Origin of the sequence: Pseudomonas sp. M2 (assembly GCF_015751845.1) — a bacterium.
Taxonomy (GTDB): domain Bacteria; phylum Pseudomonadota; class Gammaproteobacteria; order Pseudomonadales; family Pseudomonadaceae; genus Aquipseudomonas; species Aquipseudomonas putida_E.
Genome location: NZ_JADOUD010000001.1, coordinates 4,969,818 through 4,988,943, shown reverse-complemented (window position 1 = coordinate 4,988,943; position 19,126 = coordinate 4,969,818). Strand labels below are relative to the sequence as shown.

The window sequence follows — 19,126 nt, the reverse complement described above, 5'->3', positions numbered from 1 at the left end:
GATGCGGGCGGCGGGCTTGCGCCTGTCTCCGCGATCGTTTTTCCCCTCCCGAGAGATACGATGACTGTTTAGATGGTTGTCGTCAGGTTTTCTGCGCCTGGGATATCGCGCGACGCCGCGCCCTACAATCCCGAGCCGCGCGCGATTCCGCCCCACCACAAATCCCCGATTGGCCACGTGCCCCAAAAATTTTCCACGGATGGACTAGTCATCACGCTAGTTGTACGATAACTTACCTCCAACGCAAAACAACACACTTCACCCAAGCGCCACAGGATGCCAACAACAATGAATCCACAAGAACTGAAATCCATCCTCTCCCACGGCCTGCTGTCTTTCCCGGTCACCGACTTCAATGCCCAGGGCGACTTCAACCAGGCTGGCTACATCAAGCGCCTGGAATGGCTTGCCCCGTACGGTGCCAGCGCCCTGTTCGCCGCCGGTGGCACCGGTGAGTTCTTCTCCCTGGCCGCCAGCGAGTACAGCCAGGTAATCAAGACCGCCGTCGACACCTGCGCCACGTCTGTACCGATCCTCGCCGGCGTCGGTGGCTCCACCCGCCAGGCCATCGAATACGCACAGGAAGCCGAGCGCTTGGGTGCCAAGGGCCTGCTGTTGCTGCCGCACTACCTGACCGAAGCCAGCCAGGACGGTGTCGCCGCCCACGTCGAAGCGGTGTGCAAATCGGTCAACATCGGGGTGGTGGTATACAACCGCAACGTTTGCCGCCTGAACGCCGACCTGCTGGAAAAGCTTGCCGAACGCTGCCCTAACCTGATCGGCTACAAGGACGGCCTGGGTGACATCGAACTGATGGTGTCGATCCGTCGCCGCCTGGGTGACCGTTTCAGCTACCTGGGTGGCCTGCCGACCGCCGAGGTGTATGCTGCCGCTTACAAAGCCCTGGGTGTGCCGGTGTACTCCTCGGCGGTGTTCAACTTCATTCCGAAGACCGCGATGGACTTCTACCACGCCATCGCCCGCGACGATCACGCCACCGTTGGCAAGCTGATTGACGACTTCTTCCTGCCGTACCTGGACATCCGCAACCGCAAGGCCGGTTATGCCGTGAGCATCGTCAAGGCAGGCGCGAAGATCGCCGGTTACGACGCAGGCCCGGTGCGCACGCCGCTGACCGACCTGACTGGCGAAGAATACGAAATGCTCGCAGCCCTGATGGACAAGATGGGCCCGCAATAAGCGGCCCCCGCGGCCTGCCATCGCCGCACCCGGAGTGGGCCACCCCACTCCGGCTACAACTCGTGAGCCCGCACAAAAATAACTAGTGGGAGTATTACCAGCATGCAAGCGACTAAAAAGACGCATGTGCGCTACCTGATCCTGTTCATGCTGTTCCTGGTGACCACGATCAACTATGCCGACCGCGCCACCATCGCCATTGCAGGCTCCAGCCTGCAGAAGGACCTCGGCATTGACGCCGTAACCCTCGGTTATATCTTCTCCGCCTTTGGATGGGCTTACGTTGCCGGCCAGATTCCTGGTGGCTGGCTGCTGGACCGCTTCGGCTCCAAGAATGTCTACGCCTTCAGCATTTTCACCTGGTCGCTGTTCACCCTGCTGCAGGGTTTTGTCGGCGGCCTGCCAGTGGCTTGGGCGGTCGTCACCTTGTTCACCCTGCGTTTTCTGGTTGGTTTTGCCGAAGCACCATCGTTCCCGGGTAACGCCCGCATCGTTGCGGCCTGGTTCCCCACGGCAGAACGCGGCACAGCATCGGCGATCTTCAACTCCGCGCAGTATTTCGCCACCGCACTGTTCGCCCCGATCATGGGTTGGATCGTGTTCAGCTTCGGCTGGGAACACGTATTCGTGGTGATGGGTGCACTGGGTATCGTGTTCTCCATGGTGTGGCTGAAGACCATCTACAACCCGCGCCAACACCCGCGCATCAGCCCGCAAGAACTCGAGCACATCGAGCAGAACGGCGGCCTGGTGGACATGGACCAGAAGCGCGGCAACGACGGCCCGAAATGGGGGTACATCAAGCAACTGCTGACCAGCCGTATGCTGCTGGGCGTGTACCTGGGCCAGTACTGCATCAACGCCATCACCTACTTCTTCCTGACCTGGTTCCCGGTGTACCTGGTGCAGGAGCGCGGCATGACCATCCTCAAGGCGGGCATCATCGCCTCGCTGCCGGCAATCTGCGGCTTCATCGGCGGAGTGCTCGGTGGGGTACTGTCTGACTGGCTGCTGCGCCGCGGCAATTCGCTGACCTTCTCGCGCAAGCTGCCGATCGTCTGTGGTCTGCTGCTGTCGACCACCATGGTCTTCTGCAACTATGTCGAGGCGGAATGGATGGTGGTCGGCTTCATGACCCTGGCCTTCTTCGGCAAGGGCATCGGCGCACTGGGCTGGGCCGTAGTTGCCGATACCTCGCCCAAGCAGATCGCAGGGCTGTCCGGCGGCCTGTTCAACACCTTCGGCAACATTGCTTCGATCACCACTCCTATCGTCATTGGTTACATCATCAGCGCAACCGGCTCGTTCAAGTGGGCGCTGGTGTACGTGGGCGCCAACGCCCTGGTAGCGGTGTTCAGCTACCTGGTCATCGTCGGGCCGATCAAGCGTATCGAGTTGCGTGAGGATGCAAAGCCAGGCGCTGAGCCTGCCGCCCCGGGCGAACTGGCCAGCGCACGTCACTGAGTGAGCACGCCCGCGACCGGTAATGCCGGTGCGGGCGGATGTACAAAGCCTGAGAACATCACAAACAGGGCCCAAACATGCAGTTGATCGAACATTCCGACTCGCCCCGCTACGTCCGCTTGCACGACGACGATAACGTCGTGGTAGTGGTCAACGATGGTGGTCTGGGCGAAGGCGCGCGCTTCCCCGATGGCCTGACCCTTGTAGAAGCCGTGCCGCAGAGCCACAAAGTGGCCACCGTCCTCATCGCCAAAGGCGAGCCAGTGCGGCGCTATGGGCAGATCATCGGTTACGCCCTGGAAGACCTGCGCCAAGGCAGCTGGGTCCAGGAGAGCCAACTGGCCATGCCGTCTGCCCCAGAACTGGACAGCCTGCCCCGCTGCGATGCCGTACCTGCCCCCTTGCCTGCGCTGGATGGCTTCACCTTCGAGGGCTACCGCAATGCTGACGGCACCGTCGGTACCCGCAACATCCTGGGCATCACCACCACCGTTCAGTGTGTGACCGGTGTGCTGGAGCATGCAGTCAAGCGCATCCGCAGCGAATTGCTGCCCAAATACCCCAATGTCGATGACGTGGTCGCCCTCACCCACAGCTATGGCTGCGGCGTGGCGATCAACGCCCGTGATGCCTACATCCCGATCCGCACCGTGCGCAACCTGGCACGCAACCCCAACCTGGGTGGCGAAGCGCTGGTCATCAGCCTGGGCTGCGAGAAACTGCAGGCCGGCCAGGTGATGCACGACAACGACCCTTCGGTAGACCTCAGCGAGCCCTGGCTGTATCGCCTGCAGGATGCCAGCCTTGGTTTCACTGAAATGATCGAGCAGATCATGGGCCTGGCCGAGACGCGCTTGCAGAAGCTCGACAAGCGCCGCCGCGAGACCGTACCGGCCAGTGAGCTGATCCTGGGCATGCAGTGTGGCGGCAGCGATGCATTCTCCGGCATCACCGCCAACCCGGCGCTGGGCTATGCCGCCGACCTGCTGGTGCGGGCCGGCGCTACTGTGCTGTTCTCGGAAGTGACCGAGGTGCGCGACGCCATCTACATGCTTACCTCCCGCGCTGAAAACCAGGCAGTCGCGGATGCGCTGGTGCGCGAAATGGACTGGTACGACCGCTACCTGCAGCAAGGTGCGGCCGACCGCAGCGCCAACACCACGCCAGGCAACAAGAAAGGCGGCCTGTCCAATATCGTTGAAAAATCCCTGGGCTCGATCGTCAAGTCCGGCAGTGGCGCCATCCAGGGCGTGCTCGGGCCGGGCGAGCGGGTAAACCGCAAAGGCCTGATCTTCTGCGCAACGCCCGCCAGCGACTTTGTCTGCGGCACCCTGCAGTTGGCGGCCGGGATGAACTTGCACGTATTCACCACTGGCCGCGGTACCCCGTACGGCCTGGCCATGGCACCGGTCGTCAAGGTGTGCACCCGCACCGAACTGGCCCAACGCTGGCCGGACCTGATCGACATCGACGCCGGGCGCATTGCCAGTGGCCGCTCAAGCATCGAGGAATTGGGCTGGGAGTTGTTCCACTACTACCTGGACGTGGCCAGCGGCCGCAAGCAGACCTGGGCAGAACAACACCGGCTGCACAACGACATCACCCTGTTCAATCCGGCGCCAATCACCTGATGGTTCGGCCTTGCCCGGTATTTCAATGGCACACGCCCGCCTGTAGTAGCTGGCTTGCCAGCTTCCACAGGTCATGCGACATCCACTGATCAACCCTTCCACACACAGGAGCACACCATGCCTGAGATTCTTGGCCACAACTTCATCGCCGGCCAGCGCAGCGCCGCTGGCGAGCAACGCCTGCAGAGCCTGGACGCCACCACTGGCGAGGCCCTGCCCTACAGCTTCGCCCAAGCCACCGAGGCCGAGGTGGACCAGGCGGCTCAAGCGGCGGCAGCGGCCTTTGCCGAATTCCGCCAGCTGGCCCCGGCACGTCGTGCCGAGTTCCTCGACGCCATTGCGGCGGAACTGGACGAGCTGGACGACGCCTTCGTCGCCGTGGTCTGCCGTGAAACCGCCCTGCCCGCCGGGCGCATCCAAGGTGAGCGAGGCCGCACCAGCGGTCAGATGCGCCTGTTCGCCCAGGTGCTGCGCCGTGGCGACTACCTCGGTGCACGCATCGACCTGGCCTTGCCCGAACGCCAGCCGTTGCCCCGCGTCGACCTGCGCCAGATGCGCATCGGCGTGGGCCCGGTCGCCGTGTTCGGCGCCAGCAACTTCCCGCTGGCCTTCTCCACCGCAGGCGGTGATACCGCTGCAGCCTTCGCCGCCGGTTGCCCGGTGGTGTTCAAGGCGCACAGCGGCCACATGGCCACGGCCGACCTGGTCGGTGCGGCCATCGTCCGCGCTGCCGAACGCACCGGTATGCCCAAGGGCGTATTCAACATGGTGTTTGGTGGTGGCGTCGGTGAGTGGCTGGTCAAGCATCCGGCCATCCAGGCGGTCGGCTTCACCGGCTCGCTCAAGGGCGGGGATGCACTGTGCCGCATGGCCGCCGAACGCCCGCAACCCATCCCGGTATTCGCCGAGATGTCCAGCATCAACCCAGTGATCATTCTGCCCGGCGCGCTGGCCAAGCGTGGCGACGCCATTGCCCGCGAACTGGCCGGCTCCGTGTGCCTGGGTGCTGGCCAGTTCTGTACCAACCCGGGCCTGGTGATCGGCCTGCAATCGCCACAGTTCAGCCAGTTGCTCGCCGACCTCGGCCAGCACCTGAACCAGCAAGCCGGCCAGACTCTGCTCAACGCCGGTGGTCTGCGCAGCTACGTGGGCGGCCTGGAGCACCTGCAGGCCCACGCCGGCATCGAACACCTGGCAGGCCAGCCTCAGGAAGGTAACCAGGCGCGGGCACAACTGTTCAAGGCTGATGCCCGTTTGCTGGTGGACGCCGACCCGCTGCTGCAGGAAGAAGTGTTCGGCCCGACCACCGTTGCCGTCGAGGCTCAGGACAACGCGCAGCTGCGCGCCGCCCTGCTCGGCCTGCGCGGCCAGCTGACCGCTACGCTGATCGGTGAGCCTGAAGACTTCGAAGCATTTGCCTGGCTGGTACCCCTGCTGGAAGAAAAGGTTGGCCGCATCCTGATCAATGGCTACCCGACCGGTGTGGAAGTGTGCGACGCCATGGTCCACGGCGGGCCTTACCCGGCCACCTCCGATGCCCGTGGTACGTCCGTCGGCACCCTGGCCATCGACCGCTTCCTGCGCCCGGTGTGCTACCAGAACTACCCGCAGTCGCTACTGCCTGAGGCACTGCGTGACAACAACCCGCTGGGCCTGCGCCGGTTGGTGAATGGGCAGTGGAGTGACGGGGCGATCTGAACGCCCTGATGCGATGAAAGCCCCGTATTTGCGGGGCTTTCTTTTGAGTCTTGCATTGGATTTACCGGCCCTGTCGCCGGCAAGCCGACGCCCACTGGGTTAGCGCTGAGCTTGAGAGCAGCGGGGTATCTGTGGGAGCCGGCTTGCCGGCGATAGGGCCAGCACAGCCACCGGTGAATTCAAACCCCTTGCGCCTCAGCCTCCGCATGCGCCTGGCGCAACCGCTCACGGCTGTTGCTCAGGTGCATGCGCATGGCCATCTTGGCCCCTTCGCTGTCGCTTCGGGCGATGGCTTCGTAGATCGCCTCGTGCTCATGCATCAATCGGCCCATGTAGTGCGCCTGGTCATCATGCGCCAGGCGTGCCGAGTTGAGCCGGGTACGCGGGATGATGCTGGTACCGAGGTGGTTGATGATGTCGGCAAAGTAGTGGTTGCCGCTGGCCTGGGCGATACGCAGGTGGAACTGGAAGTCCGCAGACACCGCATCCGTGGCATGGGCGGCACCCTCGTTGAGTTCGTCCAGCGCCGCACGCATGCCTGCCAGCTCTTCATCGCTGCGCCGTTGCGCCGCAAGGCCTGCCGACTCGATCTCCAGGGCGATGCGCAGCTCCAGTACCGCCAGCACCTCACGCAGCGTGACCACGGTGGCCGGGTCGATGCGAAAGCCCCCCGTGGCAGGCGTGTCCAGCACAAAGGTGCCGATGCCATGGCGGGTCTCGACCTGACCGGCGGCCTGCAGCCTCGAGATGGCCTCACGCACTACGGTGCGGCTGACGCCCTCCTCGGCCATGATCTGCGATTCGGTCGGCAACTTGTCGCCGCGCTTGAGCTGGCCGCTGCGAATACGCTCGGTCAGCACCGTGACCAGTTCCTGGGCCAGACTGCGCGGCTTGCGCCGGGTCTTTGCCTGTACCTGTTGCTCTGTCATGCCCTGTTTTTCACCTTGAAAGACAGCCGTCATGATAGCGCAAGCAGTTGTACGATCACATACACCAGACGCGGTATTTATCAACACAACGTCCCCGGCATAGGGGGATGGCAGAAATAAGGAGTGCGGCAGCGGACCTGCCTGCGAAGAGGCCAGGACAGACGGCATCCATCTCGGTACTGTATACGCATCGATTGGTCACTCCATGGAAGGAAAACCGCTGATGAAAACCTTCGACCGCTGCCTGCTCTGCTGCGGGCTGATCATCCCGCTCTGGCTGCTGCTTGGCGTTTGGTTCACCGCCCAAGCCTACCCGGGCTACGATCATCTGCAGCAGGCCATGAGCCAGCTAGGCGCGGTGGGCGCCCCAACCCAACGCTGGTCACCCCTGCTCAACAACTTCCCGCTCGCTGTGCTGTTTACCCTGTTCGCCTGGGGTCTGGCCCGGCGCTGGCGGGGCTCGAAGCTCGCCCTTGCCAGCGCGGCACTGGTACTGCTGCATGGGCTCGGCAGCCTGGGCACCGGCTTTTTTCCCTGCGATCAAGGCTGTGCGCCTGCGCAACCCTCCCTGTCCCAGCAACTGCACAACGTGTCCGGCTTGCTGATGTTTCTCTCGTTGACCCTGGCCAGTGCGCTTTGGGTATGGGCCGGCAAAGGCGTGGCTGGCTCGCGCGCCTTGGGGGCATTTTCACTAGTTTGTGTGGTGGCTGCGATAGCCAGTGCCACACTGATGGCCCAGGCGGCGCAGAACGGTCAGTTGTTCGGCCTTTACCAACGCCTGAACTATGCCGTCTCGGTGGTTTGGGTAGCCGGGCTTGCTCTGCACTGCCTGCGGCCGACGCTGGCAAATCGCCTGCGCATCGCCACCACGTGACCTGCAACGTGCTGGCCCCCGGGCACTTGAAGCGAAGGCAAACTCCCTTCTCCTTCAGATGCTTAGGACAGCAACATGCGAGTATTTCTAGCAACGGTGGCCGGCTGCCTGCTGGCCACGACTGCCTTCGGCGCCCAGGCCAGAGCGCTGAGCCAGAACGATCGCCATGTTTGTGGCTGGGGTTCGCAGATAGCCGCCGAGGCCCAGCAGGCCAAGCTTTCCGGTGTGACCTTGTATGCCACGCGCAAGAAACTACAAGTACGCCGGTTCGCCAAACCATGGATGCGCATGACCGCCTTCGGCATCACTGAACAGACGTACAACAGTCGCTCGCGGCTCAAGCCGGCAGCCATCAAGCAGACCTACTACGAGCAGTGCGTACAGCATGCAGTTGCAAAGCGATAAAACTATATATATCAGTAATTTATATAGCTTATTTAATGCTTTATCTGGAGCAGGTCAGCCCTAGCGCCGCCATGGCGGGCCCTCCTTGAACTGCTCCGCGACCCATGCCTTGAACGCCCCCAACGAGGCCGTGTTCAAGCGTGCCGATGGTCGCACCAGATAGATCCCGGCCGCCGCATCCAACTCCCATTGCGCAAGTACCCGCACCAGGCGACCGGCGGCCAGGTCCTCGCCCATCAACCAGTCACCGCCAGCGAGTATGCCTACGCCACGACGCGCCGCCTCTAACAGGGCTTCGTTGTCGTTGCCGCGCAATGACCCACTGATCTTCACACTCACCTGAAGGTTTCCACGGGTGAGCCGCCATTCAGGAAATGATCGTAAGCCACTGAACCCCAAGCAATTGTGTTTTGACAAATCTTCTGGTTTTGTCGGTTCGCCCTGGCGCGACAAGTAGTCCGGTGAGGCGCAGAGGATGCGGACGTGATCACAGAGCTTAGTGGCCACCAGGCGGTTGTCGGCCAGTTCACCGATGCGTATCGCAGCATCAAAACCTTCCCCAACCAGGTCGACGAAGCGGTCGGCATACTCGGCTTCCAGGGTCACCTGCGGATGGGCCAGGACAAAGTCCGCCAGCATGCCGCTCAACCAACGCCGTCCCATCGCCGCAGGTAGGGCCAGGCGCAGGCGCCCGCGCACCGACGCCGCACCCTCGGTGGCCTCCTCCTCTGCCTCTGTTATCAGCCGGCTGGCCTCGCGCACTCGCACCACCAGGCGTTCGCCCTCATCGGTGAAGCGCAGTTGCCGAGTTGTGCGTTCCACCAGGCGAATGCCAAGGCGCTGTTCCAGTGCGCTGAGGCGTTTGGACAATACCGTGGGGTGGCGCGCCAACTGCCGGCCGGCGGCCGAGAAAGAGCCCTGCTCGTGCAGGGCCAGCAAGGTGGCAAGTTCATCGGCGCGGCGGCTGTCAAAGGCGTCCATGGCAAGGCTCTGTGGCTGGGTCAGTCAGGTGGTGAGAATCAGCGCCCCTTCCGACAGCCCCTGCTCCAGGTCTTCGTGGGCCCTGGCTGCTTCGGCCAACGGGTAGCGGCGCCATACCCGTGGCTGGATGATACCTTCGGCGACTGCCGACAGCACGTCGCCTGCGCGCTGCTGGTATTCCTCCACTGTGCGGGTATGGGCGGCCAGCGATGGCCGGGTCACGTACAACGAGCCTTTAGCGTTGAGGGTGCCAACCTCGATCGCTGCCGGGGTGCCCGTGGTCGCACCGAACGATACCAGCAGCCCACGCAGGCGCAGGCTGTCCAGGGACGCTTGCAGCGAGACCTTGCCGACACTGTCATACACCACATCCACGCCTTGGCCCCGGGTGAGTTCATGCACCTGACCAGCCAGCGTCGCAGCATCGAATACCAGCACATGGTGGCAACCCGCTGCCTGCGCGCGCGCCATGCTTTGCGCTCGGGATACCACGCCAATCACCGTTGCGCCCAGGTGCCGCGCCCACGGTACCATCAACTGGCCAAGCGCACCGGCGGCGCCATAAAGCAGAATCTGGGTGCCGGGCCCGACCGGGTAAGTCGTCTTGAGCAGGTATTGTGCGGTGATACCCTTGAACAGGATGGCAGCGGCAGCTTCATCGCTTACCTCGTCCGGCAGATGCACCAGACGCTCGGCAGGATACAACCGGCCGCTCGCATAGCCGCCCACAGGGCCTGTGGCATAACCGACACGGTCGCCGACCTGAACATTGTGTACACCCTCACCCATCGCGACGACGCGCCCGGCACCTTCCAGGCCTAGCCCCGATGGCAGCAGCAGCGGCGCACCGCCTTGGCGCTGCAGCACATCCAGCGGATTGACGCCTATGGCGGTTTGCTCCAGCCAGACCTCGCCAGGCCCTGGTCGTTGGATTTGCAGGGGTTGCAGGCGCATGACGTCGGTAGCGCCGGTAGCGCTCAACACAATTCGGGTCGCCATGTTCGATTCCTTGAGGGAGTGAAAGACCGACTCAGGCTAATTAGTCGGCAGGAATCGAACAATCAGGTTGGGTGCAGATGATTCCTGCACCCGATGAAGCAAAATGTTATCAGCAGCCCGTCAGTGCCGCTGGCCGGCGCTCACCGGCAAAGAACAATGGGCGCAGACGCACGCCAATGATGTTCCCGGTGTAGGCCGCAACCAGCCACAGCCAGCCATGCACGCTACCCGAAGCGATGCCGCTGAAGTAAGCGCCAATGTTGCAGCCATAAGCCAGGCGCGAACCGTAGCCCAGCAGCAGGCCACCGATCACTGCGGCTACCAGCGAGCGAAGCGGGATGTTCAGGCTCGGGGCAAAACGCCCCGCCAGGCCAGCCGCCAGCAGCGCACCCAGCACGATGCCAAGGTCCATGACGGTGGTCACGTCTTGCCACAGCGGCGCTGCCAGCGCCTTGGCGTTGGCCGGCGCCTGCCAGAACACCCAGCTGCCGACGTCCACACCCAGGCTGGAGAGGGTCTTGGCGCCCCACAGGGCAAATGCGGAGGTAATGCCCCACGGGCGCCCGGCCAGGGCCAGGGTGGCGTAGTTCAGCAAGGCCAGGGCAATAGCGCCCCACAGCAACGGCCATGGGCCACGCATGAAGCGTCGCAGGCCCTGGTGTTCACTGCTCACGGGGGCTTCCAGGGCGCCATGGCGGCGCTTTTCCAGTACCACCGTGGCCAAGGCGATCAGCGCGAACACCGCCACGCTGGCCAGCAGCGCCGGCGCTACCCCCCAGGCCTGGACGATCGAGGTGGCCGGCAACGATGGCAAGGCGAACCACCAGTCGGCATGGTGCGTGGCAGTGACCGAGCCGATGATGAAGAACAGCAGCGTCACCAGCATTCTGGCGTTGCCCCCGCCTACGGTGAACAGCGTGCCCGAGGCACAACCGCCGCCCAGTTGCATGCCGATACCGAAGATGAACGCGCCAAACACCACAGAGACCCCGGCTGGCGCCACCAGCCCGGCCACCGGGTTGCCAAACAGGCTACCAGCCGACAACGCCGGGAAGAACAGCAGCACGGCCAGGGTCAGCATGACCATCTGCGCACGCAGGCCGGCGCCCCGTCGTTCGTTGATGAATACGCGCCAGGCCGAGGTAAAACCGAACGCTGCGTGGTAAAGCGTCAGCCCCAGAGCGGCGCCGACGATAAGCAGCAGTACCTGCTTGAAGCCGGAATTGAGGTTTAGGAACCAGGCACCAGCCAGCAGCAGGGCCAAGGCAATCAAGGGGGCGCCCAGGCGGCGCGGTTCGGGTGTTGCGGTTGCGGAAAGACCCATCGGAATGCTCGGATTACTGTAAAACGGGGGGCGATTATAGCGCCGGGGTTCGATCAATGCTGCTTTGGGTGGCTTTCATCTGTGGCAGGGGGCTGCGCGCTCGGCAGTGCGCACATCTGTTAGGCTGATACGAAGCCCCAAAAGCCACCCTGGCCATTCGCACCATGGATGAACTGCGCAAGATCGACCTCAACCTGCTGCTGGCCCTGCATGCGCTGCTCAGCGAAAAACACGTAACCCGCGCTGCCATCCGCCTGCACCGCAGCCAACCGGCAGTCAGCCATGCCTTGGCGCAACTGCGCGCACATTTCGACGACCCGCTGCTGATCCGCCAGAACGGTCACATGGCCCTGACCGCACGCGCCCAGTCCCTCATCAAACCCTTGCAGGACGCGCTGGGCAGCCTCAACAGCCTGCTGGCCACCCCACGCTTCGACCCCGCTCTGGCTCAGCGCAGGTTCCGCCTGTCGTTGTCCGATTACGCCTCGCGGATCATCCTGCCGCCACTGGTCCGTCACCTGCGCCAGGCAGCACCGGGCGTAGACCTTGCCATCAGCCAGGCCAGCCGCGAGGCGATGATGGCGCAGTTGCTCGATGGCGAACTCGACCTCGCCTTGGGCATCTTCCCCGAGCTGCCGCAGGGCATTACCGCGCAGACACTGTTCGAGGACAGCTTCGTCAGCATCGCCGATCGCCAGGTGCTGCCGGCCAAAGGTGGCCTTGCACTGGATGACTGGCTGGTACGGCCGCACGTGCTCATGGCCATGCGCCCGGACGCCCATGACGAGATCGAGCGCGCGCTGGGTGAACGGGGCCTGCGCCGGCGCATTGCCCTGGCGCTGCCGCACTGGAGCGCCGCCGTCGAAGTGCTCGGCGGCACCGACCTGATCCTTACCGTGGCCAAGCGCGCGGTGGGCCCGATGCGGCCACACAAGGGCCTGCGCCAGTTCGCTCCGCCCTTGCCAATTCCGAACCTGGCCTATCAGCAGGCATGGCACACCAGAAAAGACAGCGATCCAGGGCATCGCTGGCTGCGGGAGACGGTCTGGGCCTGTTGCCAGCCCGGTCGCTGATCAGCCTTCGGGCTGTTTGACGATGGCCGTCTTTGCAGCCGCCGGGCTTGAGGCCCAGGTGCTCTGCACCAGGAACACCCCAACGAGTATCAGACCCACCCCCGCAAGCCTTGGCAGGCTCACCGGTTTGCTGGCAACGCCCATCAGGCCGAAGTGGTCGACAATCACCGACGTCAGAATCTGCCCCGCCACCACCAGCACCAGAAAGCCCGCAGTGCCAAGCTTGGGGGTCAAGGCGGCGGCAGCGGCGACGTACAGTGCGCCAAGCACCCCGCCGATCCACAGCCACCATGGGCCTTGCAATGCTTTGCCCAGGTCAGGCAGCGGTACCCGCAAAACCAGCAAGGCTGCGATGACCACAATGGAACTGACCGTCAATGATGTGAACGCGCCCCAAAGCCAGTGCCCGAGCGCACGACCGACGGCCGCATTGCTGGCGGCCTGGTAGGGCAGCACGACTCCGGCGAGCAGCGCCAAAACCAAGGGAAGAAACGCAATAAGCAGGGCCTTGTTAGGCATGGATGCACTCATCTGAAGACAGGGTCGGTACATCATCTGAAAATCGACGGGCGTTATGGAAATCGAAATCCTGCACTCGGATTATTCGCCACATGGATGATGGATACCGATCGATGACGCCGGCCTTTTCGCGAGGTCGCCCGCGAAAAGGCCGGCGAGAGGTCAGCGGGATGTCTCGATCCGCAGTACTTCGGTGTAGATCGCATCGACCGTCTGGTCGACCTTGAGGTTTTTCATTCGGGCCTGCAGTTCAGGGTCCTCGACCTTGACCACCTGCAACTTGCCTTCCGGCGGTAGCAGGCTCACCTCATGGGTCTTGAGGTCGATCTTCTTGATCTGCGACGTTACCCGTACCTGGCGGAATGCCTCACCGCCCGGGTTGGGGTTGTCCTTGGTGGCGCGGATGGTTCCAGACTCATCGCTGGCTTTGGGCGCCCCGCCCACCTCTGTGTTGAGTACATAGGCCACCGCACGGGTCACGTAGATATCGACCTGGTCACCGACTTTGAGGTTGGGCAGCGCCTTGGCCTTTTCCGTGAGCTGGAACGTCACGTCCTTGTCGTCAGGGCCTTTGACCGTGACCTGCCGGTTGGCCTGGTCGATGGCGGTGACCTGTGTGGTCACATGACTTTCCAGTGCTTCACTGGCAATGGGTATATCGGCAGCCTGCACCGTGTAACTGGCGGTACCGACGAGCGTGGCAAGCGCAACAGCGCGAGCGAGTGTACAAAGAGCATTCATAGGCCTGCTTCCCTGTGTTCAAGACCGGACAGGCGCGTGAACGCTTCACGCGCCGCTCCTACACCATAGCTGGACTTACCGATTGCGCGTGACCCGCCATACGGTATTGGCCAAATCATCGGCGATGATCAGTGCCCCCCGAGGGTCAACCGTCACACCGACCGGCCGGCCGCGAGTCTGGCCATCCTCGGCCCGGAAGCCGGTGGCGAAGTCGATCGGTTCACCGGCAGGCTTGCCGTTGCTGAACGGCACGAAGATCACCTTGTAGCCCACAGGGTTTGGCCGGTTCCAGCTGCCGTGCTCGCCGACGAACACGCCGTCGGCAAAGCGCTCGCCCATGGCCGGTATGGAAAAGTCCACGCCCAGCGCGGCCACATGCGAACCGAGGCTGTAATCGGGCTTGATTGCGGCAGCCACCTTGTCCGGGTTCTGCGGTTTCACCCGCTCATCGACGTTCTGCCCCCAGTAGCTGTACGGCCAGCCATAGAAGCCACCTTCACGCACCGAAGTGAGGTAGTCCGGCACCAGGTCCGGGCCCAGTTCATCGCGCTCATTGACCACGGTCCACAGCTGCCCGCTGCCAGGCTGGATGGCCAGCGCCGTCGGGTTACGCAAGCCGGTAGCGTACGGTTTGTGCGCGCCGGTGGCAGCGTCTATTTGCCAGACCATGGCGCGATCGACTTCGGCCTCCATCCCACGCTCGGTGATATTGCTGTTCGAACCGATACCTACATACAGATAACGGCCATCGGGGCTGACGGTCAGCGCCTTGGTCCAGTGATGATTGATCTCGGCCGGCAGGTCGGTGACTTTGGTCGGCGGGCTGCCGGCCTGGGTCTGGCCGTCCTGGTAGTCGAAACGTACCAATGCGTCCTGGTTGGCCACGTACAGCTTGCCATCGGCAAAGGCCAGGCCATAAGGCGCGTTGAGGTTTTCGGCAAACACCGTCTGCACCTCATAGGTGCCATCGCCGTCGGCGTCGCGCAGCAGGGTCAAGCGGTTGCCGCCCTTGACCTGGGTATTGCCTTTGGCCTTGATCTGGCTGGCGATGACGTCCTTGGGCTTGAGCTTGGCTGCACTGCCGCCGCGGCCTTCGGCCACCAGGATGTCACCGTTGGGCAGTACCAGGCTCTGACGCGGAATTTTCAGGTCAGTGGCAATGGCTGTGATGCTGTAACCCTCAGGTACGGTCGGCTTCTGCTCGCCCCAGTGTGCGGGCTGGGCGATCTTCATGCTCGGCAACAGGCCACGCTCGGGGGCCGGCAGTTTCGGGTCGGGGCCCAGGGCCTGGGTAGCCTCACCTTCCCCACCGCAGGCGCTCAACAGCAGCGCTACACTCAATAAAGGCAATGCATGCAAAGGTTTCATGCCGCACCTCCCGAACGCAGGTTGCTCATACCCAGCCAGGCCGCCACGCAGGCCAGCACGGTCACGATCAAAGACAGCACCAGGCCCGCGGGCATCACTGCCCAGGCGTCCTTGGCGTGCTCGAAGGCATTGATCAGCCCTAGTACCCAAGTCACCAGCAACAGCAGAAAGTACAGCGTTGGCCGCCCGCCCTTACGCTCGGCGCGGACCAGGTTGGCCAGCGCGAACAGCAACGTCAGCCCGCAGAACAGCAGGCCGCCAGCAATCAACCAGGAGGCGAAGTTGCTCCACTGGATCTGGTAGCTCTTGAAGTAGGCTATGTCACTCAGCAATGCGCCAAGAAACAGCGGGACCGTGCCGGCCAGCAGGATTGCGTGCAGCGGGCTGGGCGTGCATCGGTAGAGGGTTTGCTCGGTAGCGGTCACGGCGCCTCCTTACTCAGTCAGTGACCCGGGGCTGGCGGATAGGCACGAGTACCCGGTCCGTCAGGCGTGCGCGGGGTGCGCTTAGCAAAGGATCACCTTGACGTCCGGTTAGTTCACCGCTTGGCTTGATAGAAATATCCTGAAAGACTTCCCCCCCTTCCCACCTGAGGCAAACGCCATGAGCGCTGATAGTGCACGACCGTACGCGTTATGGGCCGCACATGCCCTGCTTGGCCTCAGCATGGCGCTGACTACCGGATGTTCGAACAAGCATAGCCAGGCTCGCTACCAGACAGCGGCGTTGGGCTCGAACTGTTTCGCCAAAGCCGTGCCCACTATGGGAGAAGGCGGCCTGGCGTGGGGCGATACCTTGAGCATGGCCCGCCACAAGTCGATGAACAATTGTATCCGCTATGCCGGCCGGTCCGGCGGAACGCCCAGGACCTGCCAGGTGGTCATGGCCAAGTGCAAGAACTAGCGGCTGCCGGGCTCAGCGGCCTCAAGCCGGGCTTGCAGCACGGCCTCCAGGTACGCCAGTTCGATCTCACCGCCGCCCTCCAGCAATGCACACCGGTGGGTACAGTCGATGACCACGCGTATGCCGTCGCGTGCGCGGTGCCCTGGGTACTTGCGCAATGCCAGCTCGACGGTCGAGCCGCTATGCCAGGTGCTGGCGTCCGCCGACCAGCAGGCATCCTGGAAACTCAGTAGGCAAGTGCCTTGGCGGGTATCGAGAATACGCGGGGAATAGACCCAATGCGTATTCCCAGCCTCCCATGGCCTCACCATTACCCGGTAGTGGTCATCCGCCGAGCGGGACTGTACCTCGTCTTCGGCTGAGGGCTGGCCATTGGCGGCCACGTAGCGGTCGAAAGCATTGACCTGTCCCGCCGTACGGCAGCCTTCCGAGTAATAGGCCACGTGCTGCCTGTACCGGGCAAATTCGGCGCACTGGGCGCCATCGGCGAACAAGGAGGCGATAGCAGCGCTCTGCACCAACCAGTAGATCTCATCCGAACCTTCGTGGGCTTTGCTGCTGCCCAAGGTGATTGCCTGGCCCAGCAGATCGCTGGCCAGGCGCCGGCCTTCATGACGCACTGCGTCATCGGCCAGCGGCGCGGACCTATTAGCCGCTTGCGCCATTAAGGCCGCGTAGCGCAGGTACAGGGCCTCGCCAATCAGGCCCGGTGCGGGGTAATCGGGAAGAGGCAGGTCGAGCGGCTCGAGCCTTGTCACACCGCCTTGGCCCGGGCGGCATGCAGTTTCTTGTAGCTCTCGATCAAGCGCAGGTGGCGGTCCAGCCCCTCCAGCTTCATGCTGGTCGGGGTCAGGCCATGGAAGCGCACGCTACCGTCCACCGAACCCAGCACTGCATCCATGCGCGGGTTGCCGAACATGCGGCGGAAATTGGCCTCGTAGTCCTCCATCTGAAGCTCATCATCCAACACCACTTCCAACACCACATTCAGGGCCTGGTAGAACAAACCGCGCTCGACAGTGTTGTCGTTGAACTGCAGGAACGCCTCGACCAACTCCTTGGCGTCCTCGAAACGCTTCAGCGCCAGGCAGATCAGCAGTTTCAACTCAAGGATGGTCAACTGGCCCCACACCGTGTTGTCATCGAACTCGACACCGATCAGCGTGGTGATGGTGGTGTAGTCATCCACCTCACAGTTGTCCAGGCGCTTGAGCAGCGCCCGCAGTGCACGGTTGTCCAGGCTGTGCAGGTTGAGGATGTCGGCACGGAACCCCAGGGCACGGTTGGTGTTGTCCCAGATCAGGTCCTCGACCGGATAGATCTCCGAGTAACCCGGTACCAGGATGCGGCAGGCGTTGGCGCCGAGGTTGTCGTACACAGCCATGTACACCTCCTTGCCCATGCCCTCGAGGATGCCGAACAGGGTCGCGGCTTCCTGGAGGTTGGAGTCTTCGCCATGGCCGGAGAAGTCCCACTCGACGAATTCGAAGTCGGCCTTGGCGCTGAAGAAGCGCCACGACACCACACCACTGGAATCGATGAAGTGCTCGACGAAGTTGTTCGGCTCGGTCAGCGCGTGGCTTTCGAAGGTCGGCTGCGGCAAGTCGTTGAGCCCCTCGAAACTGCGGCCCTGCAGCAGTTCGGTAAGGCTGCGTTCCAGCGCCACCTCCAAGCTTGGGTGCGCGCCGAACGAGGCGAACACGCCGCCGGTACGCGGGTTCATCAAGGTCACGCACATGACCGGGAATTCACCGCCCAGCGACGCGTCCTTGACCAGCACCGGGAAGCCCTGCTCTTCCAGCCCCTGGATGCCTGCGACGATGCCTGGGTACTTGGCCAGCACCTCCTGCGGCACATCCGGCAGGCACAACTCGCCCTCAAGGATTTCACGCTTCACGGCCCGTTCGAAGATCTCCGACAGGCACTGCACCTGCGCTTCGGCCAGGGTATTGCCTGCGCTCATGCCGTTGCTGAGGAACAGGTTTTCGATCAGGTTGGACGGGAAGTATACCACCTGCCCGTCCGACTGGCGCACGAACGGCAGCGAGCAGATGCCACGCGCGGTATTGCCCGAGTTGGTGTCATACAGGTGCGAACCACGCAGCTCGCCGTCCGGGTTGTAGATCTGCAGGCAGTATTCGTCGAGGACCTCGGCTGGCAGCGCGTCCTTGGGGCCCGGCTTGAACCACTGCTCGTTGGGGTAGTGCACGAACGGCGCGTTGGCGATGTCCTCGCCCCAGAACTGGTCGTTGTAGAAGAAGTTGCAGTTCAAACGCTCGATGAATTCACCCAGCGCCGAGGCCAGCGCGGCCTCTTTGGTCGAGCCCTTGCCGTTGGTGAAGCACATCGGCGACTGAGCATCGCGCACGTGCAGCGACCACACGTTCGGCACGATGTTGCGCCACGAGGCGATCTCGATCTTCATGCCCAGCCCGGCGAGCAGGCCCGACATGTTGGCGATGGTCTGCTCCAGCGGCAGGTCCTTGCCGGCGATGTAGGTGGTGGTGTCGGCCACCGGCATGAGCAGGCCCTGGGCGTCGGCATCGAGGTTGTCCACCTGCTCGATGATGAACTCGGGGCCGGTCTGTACCACTTTCTTGACCGTGCAGCGGTCGATGGAGCGCAGGATGCCCTGCCGGTCCTTCTCAGAGATGTCCTCCGGCAGCTCGACCTGGATCTTGAAGATCTGGTTGTAGCGGTTCTCGGGGTCGACGATGTTGTTCTGCGACAGGCGGATGTTTTCGGTAGGGATATCCCGGGTCTGGCAGTACAGCTTGACGAAATAGGCGGCGCACAGGGCCGATGAGGCAAGGAAATAGTCGAACGGCCCCGGGGCCGAGCCATCGCCTTTGTAGCGGATCGGCTGGTCGGCGATCACCGTGAAGTCGTCGAATTTGGCTTCAAGACGAAGGTTGTCGAGAAAGTTGACCTTGATTTCCATGCGGGAACACCGTGATTTAAGCGTGCAAAACGAAATTGGCCGGCATTATCCGGTTTTTTCGGCTGGAAGTCCTGTT

Annotated in this window: 18 protein-coding genes; 8 read left to right on the top strand and 10 right to left on the bottom strand. The window is 63.1% G+C overall.

Features of this window, described 5'->3' with window-relative positions:
• Positions 1 to 288: 288 nt before the first annotated feature.
• The 4 genes from kdgD (at position 289) to IWW33_RS23115 (ending at position 5,993) form a co-directional block, all read left to right on the top strand.
• Positions 289 to 1,200, top strand: a complete 912-nt coding sequence (gene kdgD, locus IWW33_RS23130; protein ID WP_046786077.1) for a 5-dehydro-4-deoxyglucarate dehydratase — start codon at positions 289 to 291, stop codon at positions 1,198 to 1,200.
• A 102-nt stretch (positions 1,201 to 1,302) separates the two neighbouring features.
• Positions 1,303 to 2,664, top strand: a complete 1,362-nt coding sequence (locus tag IWW33_RS23125; protein ID WP_174141136.1) for an MFS transporter — start codon at positions 1,303 to 1,305, stop codon at positions 2,662 to 2,664.
• A gap of 77 nt (positions 2,665 to 2,741) precedes the next feature.
• Positions 2,742 to 4,295: a galactarate dehydratase gene (gene garD, locus IWW33_RS23120; RefSeq protein ID WP_174141135.1), complete on the top strand. Its 1,554-nt coding sequence runs from the start codon at positions 2,742 to 2,744 to the stop codon at positions 4,293 to 4,295.
• 117 nt (positions 4,296 to 4,412) lie between these two features.
• Positions 4,413 to 5,993 carry an aldehyde dehydrogenase (NADP(+)) gene (locus IWW33_RS23115; RefSeq protein WP_174141134.1) on the top strand — a complete coding sequence of 527 codons (1,581 nt, stop codon included), beginning with the start codon at positions 4,413 to 4,415 and terminating at the stop codon, positions 5,991 to 5,993.
• A 179-nt stretch (positions 5,994 to 6,172) separates the two neighbouring features.
• Here the strand turns inward: IWW33_RS23115 and IWW33_RS23110 are convergent, their stop codons facing one another.
• Entirely contained in the window at positions 6,173 to 6,922 is a 750-nt protein-coding gene (locus IWW33_RS23110; RefSeq protein WP_046786073.1) for a FadR/GntR family transcriptional regulator, read from the bottom strand.
• 223 nt (positions 6,923 to 7,145) lie between these two features.
• Here IWW33_RS23110 and IWW33_RS23105 point away from each other — a divergent pair, with 223 nt between their 5' ends.
• Together IWW33_RS23105 and IWW33_RS23100 are read left to right on the top strand one after the other, a co-directional pair.
• Positions 7,146 to 7,796 (top strand): DUF998 domain-containing protein, encoded by a 651-nt coding sequence (locus IWW33_RS23105; protein ID WP_174141133.1) that lies wholly within the window; start codon positions 7,146 to 7,148, stop codon positions 7,794 to 7,796.
• A 75-nt stretch (positions 7,797 to 7,871) separates the two neighbouring features.
• A complete protein-coding gene (locus IWW33_RS23100) occupies positions 7,872 to 8,201 on the top strand; it encodes a hypothetical protein (protein ID WP_046786072.1) in 330 nt (109 codons plus the stop codon).
• A gap of 60 nt (positions 8,202 to 8,261) precedes the next feature.
• On the opposite strand, the gene IWW33_RS23095 is transcribed toward IWW33_RS23100, so the two are convergent.
• The 3 genes from IWW33_RS23095 to IWW33_RS23085 form a co-directional block, all read right to left on the bottom strand.
• Positions 8,262 to 9,182: a LysR family transcriptional regulator gene (locus IWW33_RS23095; protein WP_174141132.1), complete on the bottom strand. Its 921-nt coding sequence runs from the start codon at positions 9,180 to 9,182 to the stop codon at positions 8,262 to 8,264.
• A gap of 24 nt (positions 9,183 to 9,206) precedes the next feature.
• Entirely contained in the window at positions 9,207 to 10,181 is a 975-nt protein-coding gene (locus IWW33_RS23090; protein ID WP_174141131.1) for a quinone oxidoreductase, read from the bottom strand.
• Between the two features lie 109 nt (positions 10,182 to 10,290).
• Positions 10,291 to 11,505, bottom strand: coding sequence for a YeeE/YedE family protein (locus tag IWW33_RS23085; RefSeq protein WP_174141130.1), 1,215 nt, complete (start codon positions 11,503 to 11,505; stop codon positions 10,291 to 10,293).
• A gap of 164 nt (positions 11,506 to 11,669) precedes the next feature.
• On the opposite strand from IWW33_RS23085, the gene IWW33_RS23080 reads away from it, so the two are divergent.
• On the top strand, positions 11,670 to 12,578 hold the full coding sequence (locus IWW33_RS23080) for a LysR family transcriptional regulator (protein WP_119687100.1): 909 nt from the start codon (positions 11,670 to 11,672) through the stop codon (positions 12,576 to 12,578).
• On the opposite strand, the gene IWW33_RS23075 is transcribed toward IWW33_RS23080, so the two are convergent.
• From IWW33_RS23075 to IWW33_RS23060, 4 genes are all read right to left on the bottom strand, one after another.
• Positions 12,579 to 13,097: a DMT family transporter gene (locus IWW33_RS23075; protein WP_119687101.1), complete on the bottom strand. Its 519-nt coding sequence runs from the start codon at positions 13,095 to 13,097 to the stop codon at positions 12,579 to 12,581.
• A 162-nt stretch (positions 13,098 to 13,259) separates the two neighbouring features.
• Positions 13,260 to 13,838: a hypothetical protein gene (locus tag IWW33_RS23070; RefSeq protein ID WP_039601934.1), complete on the bottom strand. Its 579-nt coding sequence runs from the start codon at positions 13,836 to 13,838 to the stop codon at positions 13,260 to 13,262.
• 75 nt (positions 13,839 to 13,913) lie between these two features.
• Positions 13,914 to 15,206, bottom strand: coding sequence for a sorbosone dehydrogenase family protein (locus tag IWW33_RS23065; RefSeq protein ID WP_174141129.1), 1,293 nt, complete (start codon positions 15,204 to 15,206; stop codon positions 13,914 to 13,916).
• The gene (locus tag IWW33_RS23060; protein ID WP_174141128.1) at positions 15,203 to 15,631 is read right to left on the bottom strand and encodes a DUF2231 domain-containing protein; all 429 of its coding nucleotides are present in this window, start codon (positions 15,629 to 15,631) and stop codon (positions 15,203 to 15,205) included. Before IWW33_RS23060 ends, IWW33_RS23065 begins: the two co-directional genes overlap by 4 nt.
• Before the next feature lie 178 nt (positions 15,632 to 15,809).
• Here IWW33_RS23060 and IWW33_RS23055 point away from each other — a divergent pair, with 178 nt between their 5' ends.
• Positions 15,810 to 16,109 carry a hypothetical protein gene (locus IWW33_RS23055; protein ID WP_174141127.1) on the top strand — a complete coding sequence of 100 codons (300 nt, stop codon included), beginning with the start codon at positions 15,810 to 15,812 and terminating at the stop codon, positions 16,107 to 16,109.
• On the opposite strand, the gene IWW33_RS23050 is transcribed toward IWW33_RS23055, so the two are convergent.
• Together IWW33_RS23050 and IWW33_RS23045 are read right to left on the bottom strand one after the other, a co-directional pair.
• Positions 16,106 to 16,867, bottom strand: a complete 762-nt coding sequence (locus IWW33_RS23050) for a hypothetical protein (protein ID WP_196914404.1) — start codon at positions 16,865 to 16,867, stop codon at positions 16,106 to 16,108. The genes IWW33_RS23055 and IWW33_RS23050 overlap by 4 nt on opposite strands.
• The gene (locus IWW33_RS23045) at positions 16,864 to 19,050 is read right to left on the bottom strand and encodes an OsmC domain/YcaO domain-containing protein (RefSeq protein ID WP_174141125.1); all 2,187 of its coding nucleotides are present in this window, start codon (positions 19,048 to 19,050) and stop codon (positions 16,864 to 16,866) included. Before IWW33_RS23045 ends, IWW33_RS23050 begins: the two co-directional genes overlap by 4 nt.
• Positions 19,051 to 19,126 lie beyond the last annotated feature (76 nt).

Excerpts from the sequence above, each read along its gene's own strand:
- IWW33_RS23110 (WP_046786073.1), bottom strand. The coding sequence starts at position 6,922 with ATGACAGAGCAACAGGTACAGGCAAAGACCCGGCGCAAGCCGCGCAGT.
- kdgD (WP_046786077.1), top strand. The coding sequence starts at position 289 with ATGAATCCACAAGAACTGAAATCCATCCTCTCCCACGGCCTGCTGTCT.
- IWW33_RS23045 (WP_174141125.1), bottom strand. The coding sequence starts at position 19,050 with ATGGAAATCAAGGTCAACTTTCTCGACAACCTTCGTCTTGAAGCCAAA.
- IWW33_RS23090 (WP_174141131.1), bottom strand. The coding sequence starts at position 10,181 with ATGGCGACCCGAATTGTGTTGAGCGCTACCGGCGCTACCGACGTCATG.
- IWW33_RS23095 (WP_174141132.1), bottom strand. The coding sequence starts at position 9,182 with ATGGACGCCTTTGACAGCCGCCGCGCCGATGAACTTGCCACCTTGCTG.
- IWW33_RS23115 (WP_174141134.1), top strand. The coding sequence starts at position 4,413 with ATGCCTGAGATTCTTGGCCACAACTTCATCGCCGGCCAGCGCAGCGCC.
- IWW33_RS23125 (WP_174141136.1), top strand. The coding sequence starts at position 1,303 with ATGCAAGCGACTAAAAAGACGCATGTGCGCTACCTGATCCTGTTCATG.
- IWW33_RS23065 (WP_174141129.1), bottom strand. The coding sequence starts at position 15,206 with ATGAAACCTTTGCATGCATTGCCTTTATTGAGTGTAGCGCTGCTGTTG.
- IWW33_RS23085 (WP_174141130.1), bottom strand. The coding sequence starts at position 11,505 with ATGGGTCTTTCCGCAACCGCAACACCCGAACCGCGCCGCCTGGGCGCC.
- IWW33_RS23075 (WP_119687101.1), bottom strand. The coding sequence starts at position 13,097 with ATGCCTAACAAGGCCCTGCTTATTGCGTTTCTTCCCTTGGTTTTGGCG.
- IWW33_RS23100 (WP_046786072.1), top strand. The coding sequence starts at position 7,872 with ATGCGAGTATTTCTAGCAACGGTGGCCGGCTGCCTGCTGGCCACGACT.
- IWW33_RS23105 (WP_174141133.1), top strand. The coding sequence starts at position 7,146 with ATGAAAACCTTCGACCGCTGCCTGCTCTGCTGCGGGCTGATCATCCCG.
- IWW33_RS23070 (WP_039601934.1), bottom strand. The coding sequence starts at position 13,838 with ATGAATGCTCTTTGTACACTCGCTCGCGCTGTTGCGCTTGCCACGCTC.
- IWW33_RS23055 (WP_174141127.1), top strand. The coding sequence starts at position 15,810 with ATGAGCGCTGATAGTGCACGACCGTACGCGTTATGGGCCGCACATGCC.
- IWW33_RS23080 (WP_119687100.1), top strand. The coding sequence starts at position 11,670 with ATGGATGAACTGCGCAAGATCGACCTCAACCTGCTGCTGGCCCTGCAT.
- garD (WP_174141135.1), top strand. The coding sequence starts at position 2,742 with ATGCAGTTGATCGAACATTCCGACTCGCCCCGCTACGTCCGCTTGCAC.